The following is a 17838-nucleotide window of genomic DNA, read 5'->3' as shown; positions in this document are numbered from 1 at the left end:
AAGGTTACGTCCTGCCAGCGGGATTGCTCTCCGGTGACCGGCTGCCTACGGCAGCACTAAACGGTCAGGAGGTGGGGGATTTTGACCCGGCCAGGGGGGGGGATTTTGCCTGGCCAACGGGGGGATGTTATTCCGAGGCTGCCGGATTGTGTCGGTGTGGCACAGAGTTTCTATAACGGTGCAGCTACCGAACTCGCCCAGGATCAATACGTCAATGCCCGTGCCGCTAACCGCGCTACGGTACAGGCTGCTATCAACAGCTACGCCGACGCGGTAGCGGCTATAGACTCCCGCTCGACTGCGGCGGGCACGGACTACGGCCTCGCATACTCGGCCTGGAGACCGTTTTACGACGATAAGATTGCAAAAGAAAGAGCCCGGGACGCCGCAGCCGCCAATGTCACCACCACAAAGGGTGAGCTGGACGTAGCGGAGCTGCTGTCCGCAGCGGCGTTGACCACTTGGAATGACGCTCAAGGGCTCACCATTGAGAGTGATGCGTTGTATTCGAGCGCCCTCTCGCAATACAGCCAGGGAGTGCTGGTACAGCAAGCCTCCGTCACCCGCAAGGCGGACATCACGCGAATGATGGTCGCGCTCGGACATCCTCCGGCCGTAAGCGAGATGGTGCGCTATCTGACCAATAACTTCACGATGGCGCAAATCGCCGCCGAGCTGCTGCCGTCCGGTTCAAGCCTGAGTGATACGGCTACGCTGATAGATTTCCTATACAATACAGTATTGGGGCGGTCACCCGAACTGGCCGGTAAAGCGTGGTGGATGACATCCATGCGCAGCTATACCAGTGTGGGTGAGGCGGCCTACCAGTTTGTGCTGGGCTCGGCGAACGAACTGGACGGCACCACCCGGGACGACAAGATTGTACGATCCAAATTCGGTACCGATCTCAAAAACGCTTGGGGCGATGTAGTACACGACGCCCTGGAAATCACCGATCCCTACAGCAAACTGCGGACTAGCGTAGGCGAGCGTCTCGCCGCCACGCTCAAGGAAAAGGAAAGTGCCTTCAAGCAAGCCGAAACGGAAAAGGCCTCGACGACGGCCTCCCTGCGTACGGCAAGCTTGAACGCCGCCGTGGTGGCCGACAACCTGGTGATCACCTTCGACAGCGCCAAGGTGGCGCAACTCACCACGTCTGCGGACTCGACCAAGGCCGTCAACGAGGTCAAGAACCTGCTGGGTCTGAGCAGCTTGCTGGCCACCAGCTCCGCCCTCGCGACTGCCGTTACTCAGGAAAACCTGCTGAAGCAGCAGCTTGACCTGGACGTCACCCTGCAAGGAGATCTGACCCTGGTGCAGAATGCACAGAAGGCGTTCAGCGACCGCATCGCTGCGATCACCAGCGCCACGCCGGCACAGGGACGCGATATCCGGATTGCACAGGTCTATGTGGCCATGCTGGGTCGCGGTCCGACGGCGGCCGAACAAAAAGCAGCGCTGGAACTGTTATCCACCAAGTTTGGCTATGACGAGCTGGCTACCAGCATCAGGTCCAGCAATCCGGGCGCCTATCCCGGTAGTCTTACCAACGAAGCCTTTGTCAAACAGGTGTACCTTAATATCACAGGGCATGAGTTACTTGACCTTCAGGCCTTGGGTGAAATGGTTAAACAACTGGCCACGCTAACGCGCGGCGATGTGGCGTTCCGCATGGTCCAGAGCATCGCTGACGTTGCGGGCCGGGATACCAGCACCTACGACCTCAAGGTGGTTGCAGCCCTGACGCAATTGGCGGCCCAGCTTAATACCGGAACCGGGCAGCCCTCCGCGGACAGCTATCTGGCGGCTAATGCTTTGGCGTTGCGCAATGCCGAGCTGGCGGCTGACAGCGACGCCGCCGCAACCTTGGGCAGCAACCAGGATGCTAAAACGGTGAAGCGGCTTACCCAGCTCTACACCGTATTGCTGGGACGAGCTCCGGATGCAAGCGGTTTGTCCTACTGGACTGAAACCATCAAGAAATGGAACATGCCTGCATCCGATCTGGCGTACAACCTCCTGAATTCCATGGAGGCGTACCAGCGGATAGGGAGCTTGGATGGCGACCAGTCTGGATTTGTGCAGCGTGTTTTTAGCGTTGGACTGGGGCGTGCGGCGACTGCAGATGAGATTGCCAAGTACGCTGCTCAACTTCATTACTCAAGTGTTGGCGAAGTCATCCTCAACATTTGCGATGATGTGGCCGGCTATAACGGCAACGACTTGGGCATGCAGATGAGCAAGCTGTTGTTGAATGCCAAGGTAAATACGGCATTGGCGCAGATCGCCACCGAACGCCGCGCATACGCGGTCTCGCTGGGCGTCGCCAAACCAGTGGTCGCAGAATTGCTTGCTACTAGTCCTGATTACCGCTATATGGGACCTGCCGTCAATATCAGCACGATAACCAGCACATTGACCACGCCGAAGTATGACGTGGACCGTTGGGGCAACGTGCTGTCCGTAGTGGACGTGCGCTACCCGGACCTGAAGACCACCTACACCTACGACGCCAACAATCAGGTAACCAGCAAGACGTTACCGGTAGGCGGTAGGCTGGCTGGTGGCGTCGATACCACCGCCAACTACCAGATCAAACAAGGCTACGACCAGCTCGGCCGCTTGGTGAGCAGCACCGACGCCAACGGCAATACCAGCAAAACTGTCTACGACGCCAACGGCCACGTGGTCAAGGAGGTGCATGCCGACGGTGGCCTGGTGATCAGCGAAGTGGATGCCCTGGGCCAAGTGAAATCGGTGTGGCAGTCGATGACGGCCAGCGATACCGGGCCCGGCGTGAAGACCAGCTACGAATACGACCGCCTGGGCCACGTGCTGACCGCCACCACCGGCAACGTGAAGGTATACACCAGCACCTATGCCGGCAAACAGGTGACGTTGGACGTGGGCCGCGACGCGGCCATCGTCAACGTCTACACATACGACGAACTGGGCCGGCGCACCAGCCTGGGCGTGCGCACCAGCGACAGCAACAGCGTGACGGTGACGGCGGCCATGCGCTACGACGCTGCCGGACACGTGATCGCCAGCCGCGACCAGGCCGGCAAGGAAACGATCAGCCGCTTTGACGTGGCTGGGCACGAGCTTGAGCGCCTGGACGCCAAAGGCGGCAGCCAGCGCTGGAGCTACAACACCCGCGGCCAACTGGTCACGCACATGACGCTGGACCAGCACCCGATCACCTTACACCTACACCAACCACGGCCAGCTGGCCACGGCCAAGCTGGGCGAGGCGCTGCTGCAGCAATACAGCTACGACCTGCAGCACAAGGGCGCGGTGGCAACCATCTACGACGCCACGCTTAAGCAGACGACGACGTATGGCTACGACCTGGTGGGTAACCGCACCCGCGAGACCACCGAACGTGAGGTGGGCAAGGATACACAGTTGATCCTCCAGAGCCAGACCAATGAGTACGATTGCCAGAATCGCCTCAAGACGGTGGCGACCGGGCTGCTGGGGCCGAGCGGCCAGCTGCCCGCGTTTTATGTGATCAAATATGAGTACGATGGCAATGGCAACCGGCTGGTGGAAACGACGGACTACAACACCCCGGACCGCACCGATCGCGCCACCACGGTGACGAACCACTTCGACACCATGAACCGCTTGATCAAGAGCACGTCCTTGCGAGAGTGGACGCCGGTGGCAAGGGGCAACCAGGTCAATAAGGATGGTGTGACCTACGAGTACGAAGACCCGCGTATTCCGTCGATCACCGTGTCGCACGAGCTGACCTACGACAAGATGGGAAACCGTACTTCGGACATCGAGACACACGGTGAGACGGAGACGCTCAACGAAACGTACAAATACGATAGTCTGGGCAGGCTGGCGGAGATATGGAACAAGAACGGGATACAAACGGGCTACCGCTACTATGACCAGTACAGCCACGTAGTAGTCTCGCGAGACGGTGCCGACTACCGCGCCAGCAGCTACGATGCGGCCGGGCGCCTGGAACACCAGTCGGTGTGGCAGAACAGCGTCAGCGGGGTGCCGGCGACGCGCATCGATTACACCAACTACGATGGACTGGGCAACCTGGTCCAGTACGTGGTGACCGAAGGAACCAAGGTCACGACCTACACCAGCGAGTACAAGGCCAGCTTCGACAGCTGGGTGGAGGTGCGGCAGGTGCTGAACGACGGCGCCGAGACGGCCAAGGAGTACGCTTACGGCCGGCTGGTGCTAGTGACCATGAAGAACAACAAGAACGAGACCAGCACGATCAAGCTGATGAACGACGCCAACGGCCAGATCCTGCAACAGGACAAGGGCGGCCGCATCACCCACATGGTTCTGGCCAACGGCCAGCTGCTGGGCGGCAGCGACGAGACCTCGGAATTGTTCACGCAGCGGGTCAGCTCGATCACGAGCGGATCGAGCGCGGCGTCGCCGTCGGTGTACACGGTGCCGGCGTTGCAAAGCATGCAGGACGTGGCCAACGCGGTGTGGGGCGACCGCACGCTGTGGTGGCTGATCGCCAACGCCAACCCGGGCGTGGATACGGGGCAGGTGCCGGTCAACACCAAGCTGAACATCCCGGTACGGGTGTCGGCTGTCCACGCCGACTACCAGACATTCGAAGCCTATGACCCGGCCAAGATCATCGGCGACACCACACCGAGGGTGGCCGCGCTGCAAGGGCAGGGCGGCGGCTGCGGCAATGTGGGCAAGCTGATCATGGTGGCCGTGTCGGTGGCCGTGACCATGTCGACCGGTGTGCCAACCTCCGTCTTGCAAGGTGCATTGATGGGGGCGGCGGGCTCGATGGCGGGGCAGGCAGTGGGGGTCGTCCTCGGCGTACAGGACAGCATCGACTGGAAAGGAGTGGCGCTGTCGGCGGTGAGCAATGGCATCAGCACCGGAGTGGGCGTATTGGCGAGCGCTGAAAATAGCGTGCTACCGACAATATTCAATGCGAGTAGCCCAGCCGGTGCGGTTGCGCGCGCGGCGCTGTCGAACGCGGCTTACCAGGCGGTGACTATCGTGAGCAGCCAGCAGAACGGCTTCAGCTGGAAGAACGTGGCAGCCTCCGCAGCGGGCGCCTACGTAGGCGCATCAACCCAGAGCGATGTGTCCAAGGTGATTACCAATCCGACCTTGGCCGCCGGCGCGAGCGGTTTCGCGGCAGGCATGACGACTGCGGTAATGCGTGGTGGTAAAATCAATGTGACACAAGTAGCTACAGATGCGTTTGGCAATGCGTTGGGTAACGAATTGGGCGGCAGCTTAGCCGGTATAGGTTCCGAGTATGGGCAAGGTTCGACTGGCGCGCCCTTGTCGAAAGCGCAGGCCGAGCGCGCAAGCTACGGCGGGATGAGCCGGAAGCAAGTTCTGAATGGCGAGAAAGACTATCTCGGCATGCTTAGCGCCTTTAGCGGCGATTTCGCTCTCAACCAAGTCGGCAGCTCATGGAATGAGAGTGTCGCCGCTTGGCAGGCAGCTAACCCGAGGTATGTCCAGCAGGTTCAGGTGCAAGACCAGCGGTGGTCTGCCGAGCAGAAGGTTGCCGATATGTTCCCGGGGAGTGATTCGTTCCCATTGAATGCAACGGAGCAATCGCGCAACTTCAATCAGCGCTTCTACAACGCGCAAGAGGCCTCAGCGTCGAACCCTGTCAGCGCAGCATTCTGGCATGTCGCGGGCGTGACGAGCGATGCCGCCCATAATTTGGAAGCCGCCGGCCGTGGTGTAGCCTCCCTGATTACGGATGGCCAAGCACGGGCTGCGGCCCTAAATGGCTTACAACAGACGTGGGATCATTTGCCTTCGGTCGTAATCAAAGGAATGCAAAACTTCTCCCAGATGTCCTACGGACAGCAAGCTGGCTCGCTGTACAAGTTCGGATTGGAGAGCGTGGCAACCTTTGGTGCTGGCAAGGTCGTCGGTGCGGCGGGCAGCTTGGCATATGACGGTAGTGTAAGCACATTAAAATGGCTTGCGCCCAAGGCAGGTGAATTCGCCTTTGATTACGCCCAGTGAGGTAACCTGACTTTTTCGGACACTTCCATTTGATAAACTTGTCAAAGGGAGTGAAATCATGAGATCAACAACATACACGCCGGAATTCCGGGCAGAGGCAGTCAAGCTGGTGCTGGCGCAAGGGCTTTCGCTGGAGGAAGCTGCAAAACGAATCGCCATTCCAAAAGGGACACTGGCTAACTGGGTAAGTGCGGCCAAGCGCAGCACCGATCCGGCAGCGCCGCCGGGGAGCCGTAGCGTGTCGGAACTGGAAGCTGAGGTGGCCAGGCTGCGCAAAGAGCTGGCCGTCGAACGGATGGAAAAGGATGTGCTAAAAAAGGCCACCGCGTACTTCGCGAGGGAGTCGCTGCCCGGTACGCGTTCATGAAATCGGTGCGACTCGACTATCCTCTTGGCTTGTTGTGCCGCGTCTTTGAAGTGTCGCGCAGCGGCTTCTACGCAGCACTGGAACGCAAGCCGTCGCAGCGTGCGCAAGATGATGAACGATTGAAGGTCGCGATTAGGGCCGCGCACGTGCAGACGCGCGAGACATATGGTCCCTTGCGTTTGCAGCCGGAGTTGGTCTCGCAGGGATTCAATGCTGGCCGTGACAGGATCGTGAGGCTGCGGCGAGAGCTTGACCTGCGGTGCAAGCAAAAGCGGAAGTTCAAGGCCACGACGAATTCGAATCACGCGTTCCCAGTGGCGCCGAACCTGCTGGAGCAACGCTTTGCACCGACGCGGCCAAACGAAGCCTGGGTCAGCGATATCACCTATGTCCCGACCGATGAAGGATGGCTTTACCTGGCTGGCATCAAGGACGTCTTCACGTGCGAAATGGTGGGCTATGCCCTGGGTGCGCGAATGACGCAGGAGTTGACGGCGCAGGCGCTGTGGCGGGCGGTGCGCAGTAAGCGGCCGGCGCCAGGTCTGATTCTGCACTCGGATCGCGGCAGCCAATATTGCGCCGACGACTACCGCAAGCTGGTCGCGCAGTTCGGCATGCGGGCATCGATGTCACGCAAGGGGAACTGCTATGACAATGCCCCGATGGAGAGCTTCTGGGGCAGCTTGAAGAACGAGATGATTCATCATCAGAGATACGCTACAAGGGCCAACGCAGAATCAGCAATCAGGGAGTACATCGAGATCTTCTACAACCGCCAGCGGCGTCATTCACGCCTTGGCTACGTAGCGCCAGCATCGTTTGCAGAGAAGTTCAGCAAACAGGCGCTGGCTGCTTGAAACGGACGTGTCCATTATTGACAGTACACCTCACCAGGCCGTCCCACCGCGATAACGTTGATTGCATCCTTGATGAAGTCGCCGCCTTGCAGGCGCTCCATCTGCATCCGGGTGGCGCCGTCGAAGCAGCTCAGGTTCAGGGTGCGCAGCGTTTTGCCTGGCAGCAGACCGGACTGCTTGCGCAGCCGTTCGGTGCGCCGCGCGGCCTTGGCCGCCAGCTCGATGCGGCCCAGTTCCAGCAGGTAGGCCTCGTGCGTCAATCCTTCCTTGGCGGCGCGCAGCGCGGTGGTTGCTGCGGCCTCGGCCGTCGCCGGCAGATTCAGTGAGCGCAGCAGTGTTTGCAGTTCATCGCGGGCATTAGCCATGTTGGCTCCTCGATGGGATCAGGTGGTCGTAGCTGGCCAGATTGATGGCCACTTTCTCCAAGGCCGGCGCCGGCTCGGATTGGTCCTGGGCGACCCGTTCGCGTACCGCATCGAAGGTGGGCGTCATGCCCGTCTCCAGCAGGGATGAGATCACCCGCTCGACATCGGCTTCGGAGCCGCTGGCGGCCAGGTGCAGCAGGCGCAGATAGTGGCGGTCCGCCTGCGACGGTGTCGCCGCCAGCAGGGCGTCGTAAGCGCGCCTGAAGGCGGTGGTCGGGAACAGCTCTTCCCGGTAGCAGTAATTGGCGAAGGCGCCCGGCTTGCGCACCAGCGACCAGATCAGGTGCCGGTAGTCGATACGGCGCTGGTTGCGTCCGGCGATGCGCGGCAGCGTCAGCACATGGGCCGCGCCATGGTACAGCTCCTGGGCCTCGGAACGCACCCGCACCTTGAGCTTGGCGCCGATCAGGCGTGACGGCACCGAGTAGTGGTTGTTGAGCACACGTATCAAGCTGAAACGCGAGACGCGCACCACCAATTCGCGCCCGAAGTCCAGCGGCTCGGCCGGCAGGGGGCGCAGTGCCGCCAGGTCCGCTGCAAAGCGCTGGCCGCGCGTCAAATTGCGGCTGCGCACCAGATCGAGCAGGAAGCGTTCGTAGGCGCCGCGGTCGGTGAAATCGCGGCTGCCGCGCACCCGCAGGGCCTGGTCGACCGCCGTCTTGAAGCGGAAGTGCGATTGCTCGACATCCCCGTTCTGATTCGCGCAGCCGGCGGTGTTGGCCGATGGCTGCATGCCGTAGTGCCGCATCAGCGCCTGGTAGTTGGCGGTGAAGTCATGCAGGCCGTCGCGGTCCAGGTCACGCACGGCGGCCGACAGGTTATCGGTGCGGTGCATCAGCGGCACGCCGCCGATCTGCCACAGGCACGCTTCCAGCCCTTCCGACAGCGCCTCAAAGCTCTCCGAGAAGCACACGCGCACCGCCTCCACGTTCGAGTAGGTCAGCACCAGGTGGTACACGAGGTGGGGGAATGGCGCGCCGCCGATGGTCACGCCCAGCGCGTTCATGACCGTGAAGTCGGATTGCGCCATGCGTCCGGGAACATGCTCTTGCTGAAACATGACTTCGCGGTGCTCGCCGTGCTGCAGCCGCCAGCCCTGGACGTGCCGTTGCAGGGTCCGCAATTGGCTTTCCTGATAGCGTCCAGGATAGGCCTGGCAAAGCAGGGCGAACAGGGTCTTCGTTTGCAGCGCCGGGTCGCGCCGCAGTTGCGCCTCCACCCAGGGCCAGTCGGCTTCAAACGGATTGCTCCGGGTGCGGTGGGTGCGCGGTGCCTTGATCTGGCTGGGCAGCTTGCCGGATTGTTCGTACTTGCGCACCGTCCGCTCACTCATGCCGGTGCGCGCCGCCGCCAGCTTCTGGCTCGCACCTTTTCGACGTTCTTCCAATAACAATTTGATTTCTCCGTCCTTCTTCATGCCGCCCCCCTTTCTGGAGGGCATGATAGACAAGAGCCGGACCGTCTCACCGGACCGGCTCCTCAACCGGCAAATCTAATTGTCGTCACCGGGATTTCTAATTGTCGCTGGACAAGCTGGCATTGCTGCGTCATGGCGAGCCGATCCACTCCACCTGCCGGTGCGGCTGGCGGCCGCTACCATCACCGCGTTCGATGAATGACCCCATGGGCAGGAGCCATCTCCCGTTCGGCCGCCTGGTCAAAGCGTTGATGGGCTTCAGTAATGGCCAGTTGGTTGTCGTTTGCCCAATTTACAAGCGCCATCACAGGCCCGAGTAGCGTCCGTCCCAGTTCAGTGAGTTCGTAATCGACGCGCGGTGGGATGGTTGGATAGATCGTCCTGGTAATTAGCCCGTCGCGCTCCATTCCGCGCAGCGTCAGCGTCAGCATGCGTTGCGAGATGCCGTCTACGCGGCGCTTCAACTCGTTGAAGCGCAGGGTTCCATTCGACAGTGCGGCAATGATGTAGAGGCTCCATTTGTCGCCGACGCGATCCAGTATTTCGCGGGTGGCGCGACAGCCTCCCGTATTGGCGTTCGGCACTGCGCGCAGCCGACGTGATCGTGCTCGGCTCGGGAATGATGAATTTCGGTCCGCCTTCGCAACTCAAGGCCTGGATAGACAACGTCACGTGGCCTGGCATCACCTTCAGCTATGGCACGGGCGCACCCCAGGGACTGCTAACTGGCAAAAAGGTCTATCTGGTCACCGCCGCTGGCGGTGTGTTCTCGGAGGGACCCTATGCGCCCTTCGATTTCCAGACCAGCTACCTTCTGCACATGCTTGGATTCATCGGATTGACGGATATCGAGCTGGTGCGCATCGAAGGCACCGTGCTCGGCACGGACGCGGCCCAGGCCGCTATTGCTAAAGCGGACGCGACGGTGAAAGCCTGGTTGGCGAAAGCGGAGATAAGACATTGAATATCATGATCAAGTGCCTCGGCGCTGGGTCCGGAGTCCGGGAGGAATGAAATGAAGCTTGCCCTCGGAGCCACCGGTTATATGGGACGGTATATACGCCTGTATAACATCATGGCTACGATGCGGCAATTGGGCGTGCGGCGCCTTTTCCAGGTATCCACGTCCAGTTACCGCGACCCACAGGATGGATTCTCCCTCAGCTCGTATGTGAGAGCACTTTTCTTCAAGGTGTTTGTACGCAAGGCTTACGATGATATCCCCGCAACCGGGGAATTGATCGCCCATTCGGAACTGGACTGACGCTGGCGCTGATTCCTTTCCTTAAAGACGGAGCGGGGAACGAAAAAGGTAATGTGGGCTGGAATAAGCAAGCTCGGATCGAAAATTTCGCGGGGTAATCTCACGGAATTCCTGATCCTAGGCGCAGGAGCTGCGGCGCCACGACACCCTCGCGGCGACCAGGAATTGGCGTGATCGCGCCAATTTCTGGTTCGAAAAAGCGTGCTAGGCCTGTATCGCCGCTTCGATTTGGCCTACGTCTATCTTTTGCATGGTCATCATCGCTGCGAATGCGCGCTGGGCGATATCACCGCCCTTGGAGAGTGCGTCGGTTAATACGCGGGGGGTAATTTGCCAGGATATACCCCATCGATCCTTGCACCAGCCGCATGCGCTTTCCTGGCCGCCATTGCCGACTATCGCATCCCAATAACGGTCGGTTTCAGCCTGGTCATCGGTCGCTACCTGAAAAGAAAATGCTTCGCTGTGTTTGAATATGGGGCCGCCATTCAGGCCCAGGCAGGGTATGCCCAATATACGGAATTGCACTGTCAATATATCTCCCTTTTTACCGCCGGGGAAATCGGCAGGGGCGCGGTGTATTGCAGTCACCTCACTGTCGGGAAAAGTCCGGGCATAAAACCCGGCAGCTTCCTGAGCATCATGGTTATACCAAAGGCAAATAGTATTCTTGCTCATCGTAAATCTCCTTTACGCAGGCGGGATCGCCTGGCAAGACCGTAGCATGGATTCAGCGCGATAGGCGCTGCAGACCGGCTTTATTGATTTGGGCGGAAACACCGACGCTCCGGCCCGCCAGGTTGGCTATGGTGTAATGGACGGCGCCGCCCAGCACCTGGGTGGCCTGGGACAGTGTCAAGCCATAATCCTGTTGCAGCCATTGCAGCATGCCTGAGGTGGCAGCGCGCAGGGCATCGTCCAGCGAACCCGCCTGGCCCAGCACCATGAGCCGCGTGGGCGATTCCACGCGCGGCATGCTGACCGGGCGGCCCTTGATGAGCTCCACCGAGAATTCGACGTCCATCGAGGTCTCCAGCGCATACTGGCTGGTTTCGCCGTCACCCTGGGCGGCGTGGGCGTCGCCCAGGTAGAGCAGGGCGCCGGGTTGCATGACGGGCAGATAGACGGTGTTCCCTTCGACTATCTCGTTGAAATCCATATTGCCGCCGAAGCGGCCGGTATCGCCGGTGGAAATCGGCGGCGAACCGTTGCCCGGGGCAACTGCCAGCCCGCCCAGCATGGGCTTGAGCGGGATGCTGAATTGGGACAGCGCGCCGTCGCGCTGGCTGGGGTAGGCGACGCCGCGCTGGCGGTCCAGGGTCCAGCGCACCGGCTTGCCCAGGGACGCTACCTGGGTGGCCAGGTAGGGTGTCTGGGCCCGGCCCACGACGCCATCCAGGCTGTCGGCCCAGTCGCGGTTCAGGCGCAGGCGCTTGAAGTGGACTACCAGGGTATCGCCCGGCATGGCGCCTGCCACGTAGAACGGGCCGGTCTGCGGATTGCCGTACAGGGCACGCGTGTTGCCATGTTCGTCCATGCCGCCGGAATCGATGGTCTGGGTGTGTACGCTGTCGCCCGGCCAGATGGTCAGCACCGGTGCGCGGTGCGGGCTGAACTCATTGGAGAAGCTGGTGGGCGCATAGTCGTGGGTTTGCGGCCCGGCCGCCGCGCGCTCCGGTATGCGGCGCGCCGTGAAGCTGTGCGTGACGCGGCGTTCGGCGTAGTTATTGTCGGGGAAGTCGGCCGTGCCGGCATAAGTGTCGCCGGCGGACGTGGCGCTGTAGCGGTATTCGGCCTGGTTCTTGTCCGTGGCGGTGAAGCGCAGCGCGCCGCCATCGCGCCGGGCGGTGACGGGATCGCCATCGAGGTCGCCGCTGCCGTCCGGCTTAAGCGTGAGCACCGAATAGGAAAGGTTGCCCCAGCGGTCCAGGGCCAGCACCCATTGCTCGTCCGCGCGGGCGGCAGCGCCCCACAGGATGAATGATGACAAAACCACGGACAGCGTGCGGTGCATACCCATCAAGGTCTCCCGGTGAGTGGTGCGGCCGACCGGGCCGCGCGGGCTGCGCCTAGGCCAGCAGTGGCAAAATGCCGTCCAGGCCCACGTAGTTGAGCGCCACTGTGGCCTGCTCGCGCACCACCGGCTTGGCGCGGAAGGCTACCGACATGCCGGCGATGCTCATCATCTTGAGGTCGTTGGCGCCGTCGCCCATGACGATGGCCTGCGAGGTCGGAACACCCAGCTCTGCGCACACGCGCTCCACGGTGCGTTTCTTTTCCTCGGCGTCCACGATGCCGCCCACCACCTGGCCGGTCAGCTTGCCGTCCACGATTTCCAGCTCGTTGGCGTGGGTGTAGTCCAGTTTGAGGCGCTGCTTGAGGCGCTCGGTAAAGAAGGTGAAGCCGCCCGACACCAGCAGCGTCTTCAGGCCGGCGGCCTGCACCGCGGCCAGCATGGTTTCGGCGCCCGGCGACAGCTGCAGGCGCTCCTCGTACACGCGCTCCAGCGCCGACGCGTCCAGCCCCTTGAGCAGGGCCACGCGGGCCTTCAGGCTGGCGGAGAAATCCAGTTCGCCGCGCATGGCGGCCTCTGTGATCTCGGAGACTTCTTTCTTCAATCCCTGCATGTCGGCGATTTCGTCGATGCACTCGATGGTGATCAGGGTGGAATCCATGTCCATGGCGACCAGCCTGAAGTCGCTCATCTTGTGCAGGCCGATGGTGTAGGTGGCGTCCAGCTGGGCGGCCTGGGCCGCCACTTCGATGGTCTGGCGCAGCGCCGGCGAGAAGCTGATGCCTTCGCAGCGCAGCGCGTTGGGACCCAGCCACACGGTGCGGGTGGGGGCGGTGAGGGCGGCGATGCGTTCCAGGCGTGCCGCGCTGTCGTCCAGTCCCTGCAGGACCAGGTTCATGGTGGTTTTTGCGTTAGTCATGACAAGTGAGAACAGTTCCGAGTTAGCGTTTTTTGGGCTAGCTGTAAATACGCCGTCAGGCGGTCAATTGTTTGATGGCGTTCTTGATGTGGGTCACCCGCGCTGCCAGGTCCGGCATGCTGGCGGTGATCTTCAGTTTGTCCTGTCCATTCAGCTTGATTTGGCGGTTCTTCTGGATCAGCTCAATGATGCGCATCGGGTCGATGGGCGGCTTGGGCATGAATTGCAGGTTGGCGGCTTCGCCGTGGGCGTCGATCTTGATGATGCCCACGGTCTTGGCCGCGATGCGCAGCCGGTGGGTCTCGATCAGCGCCTTGACCGCATCCGGCAGCTTGCCGAAGCGGTCTATCAATTCTTCCTGCAGGTCGTCGATGGCGCCCTGCTGTTCGCAGTTGGCCATGCGCTTGTAGATCGACAGGCGTTCGTGCACGTCGCCGCAGAAGTCGGCCGGCAGCAGGGCCGGCACGTGCAGGTTGATTTCAGTGGTGGTGGCCAGCGGCGCCGCCAGGTCCGGTTCCTTGCCGGCCTTGAGCGAACGTACCGCCTCGTTCAGCATGTCGGAGTACAGCTGGAAACCGATCTCGGTCATCTCGCCGGACTGGCTGTCGCCCAGCACCTCGCCGGCTCCGCGGATTTCCAGGTCGTGCATGGCCAGGTAGAATCCGCTGCCCAGTTCCTCCATCTGTTGGATGGCGTCCAGGCGGCGCTGCGCCTGCTTGGTCAGCGATTGCACATCGTGCACCAGCAAATAGGCATAGGCCTGGTGGTGCGAACGGCCGACCCGGCCGCGCAGCTGGTGCAGCTGGGCCAGGCCGAACTTGTCGGCGCGGTGCATGATGATGGTGTTCGCGGTCGGCACGTCGATGCCGGTCTCGATGATGGTGGTGCACAGCAGGATGTTGAAGCGCTGGGCCACGAAGTCGCGCATCACTTTTTCCAGGTCGCGCTCGTGCATCTGGCCGTGGGCCACGCCTATGCGCGCTTCGGGGAGCAGCTCGGTCAGCATGGCCAGGCGGTTCTGGATGGTCTCCACCTCGTTGTGCAGGAAGTACACCTGGCCGCCCCGTTTCAGCTCGCGCAAACAGGCTTCGCGGATGATGGATTCGCTCTCGCTGCGGACAAAGGTCTTGATGGCCAGCCGCTTTTGCGGCGCGGTGGCGATCACCGAGAAGTCGCGCAAGCCTTCCAGCGCCATGCCCAGGGTACGCGGGATGGGCGTCGCGGTCAGGGTCAGCACGTCGACCTCGGCCCGCAGCGATTTCAGCGCCTCTTTCTGGCGTACGCCGAAGCGGTGTTCCTCGTCGATGATGACCAGGCCCAGGCGGGTGAACTTGACGTCCTCCGACAGCAGCTTGTGGGTGCCGATGATGATGTCCAGGGTGCCGTCGGCCATGCCCTTGATGGCCTGGGCGATCTCCTTGCCGGTGCGGAAGCGCGACATTTCGGCGATGCGCACCGGCCAGTCGGCGAAGCGGTCGGCGAAGGTCTGGGCGTGCTGCTCGGCCAGCAGGGTGGTCGGGGCCAGGATGGCGACCTGCTTGCCGCCCATGACGGCGATGAAGGCGGCGCGCAGCGCCACCTCGGTCTTGCCGAAGCCGACATCGCCGCACACCAGGCGGTCCATGGGCTTGCCCGAGGTCATGTCGCGGATCACGTTGTTGATGGCGGCCGCCTGGTCGGGCGTCTCGTCGAAGCCGAAGCTGTCGGCGAAGCGCTCGTAGTCGTGCGCCGAGTATTCAAACGCGTGACCCTGGCGCAGGGCCCGGCGGGCGTACAGGTTCAATAGCTCGGCGGCCGTGTCGCGCACCTGTTCGGCGGCCTTGCGCTTGGCCTTTTCCCACTGGCCCGAGCCCAGCGTGTGCAGCGGCGCATCCTCGGGCGAGGCGCCGGAATAGCGCGAGATCACGTGCAGCTGTGATACCGGCACGTACAGCTTGGTGTCCTTGGCGTATTCGAGGTGCAGGAATTCGGTCTCGCCTTCGCCCAGGTCCATGCTGGTCAGGCCCATGTAGCGGCCGATGCCGTGGTTCACGTGCACCACCGGGTCGCCTATCTTGAGCTCGGACAGGTCGCGCACCATGGATTCGACCTGGGTCGCGCCTTCCTGCTTCTTCTTGCCGGCGCGGCGGCCGGAGCCGGCATACAGCTCGGTCTCCGTGATGAACACCAGCTGCTCTTCCGGCGTGGCCAGGGCGAAGCCGGCCTGCAGCGGGGCCACGCCCAGCACCACCTTGGCGTCGGAAGCGGTGAAGCCCTGGAAGCCTTCCACCGGGACCAGGGGCAGCTGGTACTCATTGAAGTACTGCTGCAGGGTTTCGCGGCGGCCATTGGAGTCGGCGCAGATCATCACCCGGCGGCCGGACTGCATCAGGTAGCTGCGCAGGTTGGTCAGCGGGTCGTCGGTGTGGCGGTTCACGGCCACGTCCGGTATCGGCGCCGACAGCGTGGACGGGCTGCCGTCCAGCTCCTTGGCAATGGCGATACGGCCGTAGGGCTTGGCCAGCGTGAAGAATTGCTCGTCGCCGAGGAACAGCTCCTGCGGCGCCAGGATGGGGCGCTCGCGGTCGGCCTTGAGGAAGCGGTAGCGCGATTCGGTGTCAGTCCAGAAGCGCTTGATGGCGGCGTCCACGTCGCCCACCATGGCCAGGCCGGCGCCGTCCGGCAGGTAGTCGAACAGGGTGGCGGTCTGCTCGAAGAACAGCGGCAGATAGTATTCGATGCCGGCCGAGGCGATGCCGCTGCCGATGTCCTTGTAGATCACGGTGCGCGAGGGATCGCCCTCGAACTGTTCGCGCCAGCGGCTGCGGAAGGTGGTGCGCGAAGCCTCGTCCATGGGGAATTCGCGGCCCGGCAGCAAGCGCACTTCCTTGACCGGATACAGCGAGCGCTGGCTGTCGGCGTCGAAGGTGCGTATGGTTTCTATGGTGTCGCCGAACAGGTCCAGCCGGTAGGGCAGGGCCGAGCCCATGGGGAACAGGTCGATCAGACCGCCGCGCACCGAGTATTCGCCGGGCGACATCACCTGGGTTACGTGGGTGTAGCCGGCCAGGGTCAGCTGCGACTTGAGTGCCGCTTCATCCAGGCGCTCGCCTTGCTGGAAGAAGAAGGTGTAGGCGGCCAGGAAGGAGGGCGGCGCCATGCGCACCAGCGCCGTGGTGGCCGGGACTATCATGACGTCGCACTGGCCGCTGCGGATTTCGTGCAGGGTGGCCAGGCGCTCGGACACCAGATCCTGGTGCGGCGAGAAAGCGTCGTAGGGCAGGGTTTCCCAGTCCGGCAGCAAATGGCAGCGCAGGCCGGCGGCAAACCAGGGGATTTCGTCGCGCAGGCGCTGGCCGTCGCTGGCCTGGGCCGCGATCACGGCCAGCATGCGGCCCTGGGCCTTCAGTTCGAGCGCGATGCGCGCCAGGGCATAGGCGTCGGCCGAGCCGTACAGGGCTGGCAACACAAAACGGGTGCCCGGCTTGGGCAGTGGGATGGTCAAGTCTGATGGCATCAACAGCGTATATTCGACAGTGAGTTGCGGCGCCCCGACATTATAGTGCATGCACCGCAGGGGCGTGGTCAGCCGGCCGCAGGCAGGTTGGCCACGCCGAACGGCACGTGCACCATGGGAATGTCGTCCGTGTGCGATGTCAGATGGGTAAGCTGGTCGTCAAAGAAGATATGGGGCCGGAACACGCCCAGCACCCGGGCTTTCTCCATCCCGCCCAGGAAGAAAGTCTCGTTGGCCGACACGCCCCAGCTCTTGAGCGTGGTCACCACCCGTTCATGCGAGGGGGCGCTGCGCGCCGTGATGATGGCGATGCGCAGGATGCGCCGGTAATCGGGATCGCGCCGCTGCGCCCTTTCCTCCAGCCGCTGCATGGTGGCCAGGCGCTGGAACAGGCCGGCCAGCGGGCCGGGGCGGTGCGGCGTGCCCACGTGCTGGCGCTCGTGGGCGTGGAATTCGGCCACGTCGTTGTTGCGCTTGTAGACGGTTTCCGATTCGTCGTCGGCGATCACGCCGTCGAAGTCGAAGGCCACGCGCAGTTCGGCATCGTCCTCGTCATCGGCGGTGCGCGAGGGCAGCACCAGGCCGGCCGGATAGCCGGCCGCCAGCGCCTTGCGCACGTCTTCCTCGTTGGCGCTCAGGAACAGGGAGCAGTTAAAGGCGGGCAGGTAGCTGTACGGCGATTTGCCTGTCACGAAGCAGGCTCGCGAAATGTCCAGGCCGTAGTGGGCGATGGAATGCATGACGCGCAGTCCGGTCTCGGGCGAATTACGCGACAGCAGCACCACCTCCACCGGGGCCTGGCGCGGATAGTGCTTGTTGATGTTCAGGAAGCGGCGGATGAAGGGGAAGGCCACGCCGCGCTGCAGGACCACGCCGTGCAAGGCTTCCTGGTACTTGCGGTATTCCTCGGCGCCCTGTTCCAGGTAGACGCGGTGCGATTCGGTCAGGTCGAACAGGGCGCTGGAGGCGATCCCGATCACCAGTTTCTGCTCGATGGGGTAGGGCATGGGCGGCTCAATCTTGGTGTAACGCCAAGTGTAATGCAGATTTGGGGGCGACGTCGCCTGTG

Annotated in this window: 12 protein-coding genes and 1 pseudogene; 5 read left to right on the top strand and 8 right to left on the bottom strand. The window is 62.4% G+C overall.

All coding sequences use genetic code 11. The features are described 5' to 3' along the window. Positions 1-156 precede the first annotated feature (156 nt). The 3 genes from ACLB1G_RS02345 (at position 157) to ACLB1G_RS02335 (ending at position 7234) form a co-directional block, all read left to right on the top strand. Entirely contained in the window at positions 157-3327 is a 3171-nt protein-coding gene (locus ACLB1G_RS02345; RefSeq protein WP_491625559.1) for an RHS repeat domain-containing protein, read from the top strand. Beyond that, positions 3299-6010, top strand: a complete 2712-nt coding sequence (locus ACLB1G_RS02340; RefSeq protein WP_491625558.1) for a hypothetical protein — start codon at positions 3299-3301, stop codon at positions 6008-6010. Before ACLB1G_RS02345 ends, ACLB1G_RS02340 begins: the two co-directional genes overlap by 29 nt. Before the next feature lie 58 nt (positions 6011-6068). After that, a protein-coding gene (locus ACLB1G_RS02335; protein ID WP_491625557.1) for an IS3 family transposase occupies positions 6069-7234 on the top strand; the annotation gives its coding sequence in 2 pieces (ribosomal slippage) (positions 6069-6348 and positions 6348-7234; 1167 coding nt in all). Between the two features lie 14 nt (positions 7235-7248). Here the strand turns inward: ACLB1G_RS02335 and ACLB1G_RS02330 are convergent. The 3 genes from ACLB1G_RS02330 to ACLB1G_RS02320 form a co-directional block, all read right to left on the bottom strand. Next, a complete protein-coding gene (locus ACLB1G_RS02330) occupies positions 7249-7599 on the bottom strand; it encodes an ATP-binding protein (protein ID WP_491625556.1) in 351 nt (116 codons plus the stop codon). Further along, a complete protein-coding gene (istA, locus tag ACLB1G_RS02325; protein WP_491625555.1) occupies positions 7592-9076 on the bottom strand; it encodes an IS21 family transposase in 1485 nt (494 codons plus the stop codon). Before istA ends, ACLB1G_RS02330 begins: the two co-directional genes overlap by 8 nt. 182 nt (positions 9077-9258) lie before the next feature. Beyond that, positions 9259-9660 (bottom strand): winged helix-turn-helix transcriptional regulator, encoded by a 402-nt coding sequence (locus ACLB1G_RS02320; RefSeq protein WP_491625554.1) that lies wholly within the window; start codon positions 9658-9660, stop codon positions 9259-9261. On the opposite strand from ACLB1G_RS02320, the pseudogene ACLB1G_RS02315 reads away from it, so the two are divergent. After that, positions 9660-10040 (top strand): annotated as a pseudogene (locus tag ACLB1G_RS02315) (FMN-dependent NADH-azoreductase); the annotation flags it as partial. The gene ACLB1G_RS02320 and the pseudogene ACLB1G_RS02315 overlap by 1 nt on opposite strands. A 51-nt stretch (positions 10041-10091) precedes the next feature. Continuing rightward, positions 10092-10340, top strand: a complete 249-nt coding sequence (locus ACLB1G_RS02310) for a hypothetical protein (RefSeq protein ID WP_491625553.1) — start codon at positions 10092-10094, stop codon at positions 10338-10340. Positions 10341-10544: 204 nt separating this feature from the next. Here ACLB1G_RS02310 and ACLB1G_RS02305 read toward each other — a convergent pair whose 3' ends face one another. The 5 genes from ACLB1G_RS02305 to ACLB1G_RS02285 all read right to left on the bottom strand — a co-directional run bounded on the left by ACLB1G_RS02305 (position 10545) and on the right by ACLB1G_RS02285 (position 17776). After that, on the bottom strand, positions 10545-11018 hold the full coding sequence (locus ACLB1G_RS02305) for a VOC family protein (protein WP_491625552.1): 474 nt from the start codon (positions 11016-11018) through the stop codon (positions 10545-10547). A 52-nt stretch (positions 11019-11070) separates the two neighbouring features. Beyond that, entirely contained in the window at positions 11071-12360 is a 1290-nt protein-coding gene (locus ACLB1G_RS02300) for an acetamidase/formamidase family protein (protein WP_491625551.1), read from the bottom strand. A 49-nt stretch (positions 12361-12409) separates the two neighbouring features. Further along, complete coding sequence (serB, locus tag ACLB1G_RS02295; protein ID WP_491625671.1) at positions 12410-13252, bottom strand: phosphoserine phosphatase SerB; 843 nt, start codon at positions 13250-13252, stop codon at positions 12410-12412. A gap of 76 nt (positions 13253-13328) precedes the next feature. Then, positions 13329-16769 carry a transcription-repair coupling factor gene (gene mfd, locus ACLB1G_RS02290; RefSeq protein WP_491625550.1) on the bottom strand — a complete coding sequence of 1147 codons (3441 nt, stop codon included), beginning with the start codon at positions 16767-16769 and terminating at the stop codon, positions 13329-13331. Positions 16770-16837: 68 nt separating this feature from the next. Continuing rightward, positions 16838-17776, bottom strand: a complete 939-nt coding sequence (locus tag ACLB1G_RS02285) for a 5'-nucleotidase (RefSeq protein ID WP_491625549.1) — start codon at positions 17774-17776, stop codon at positions 16838-16840. Between the last annotated feature and the right edge of the window lie 62 nt (positions 17777-17838).

The sequence above is a fragment of the Duganella kummerowiae genome (assembly GCF_053572355.1).
The sequence above is the reverse complement of the archived record's forward strand: the minus strand, read 5'-3'. Positions and strand labels throughout refer to the sequence as shown.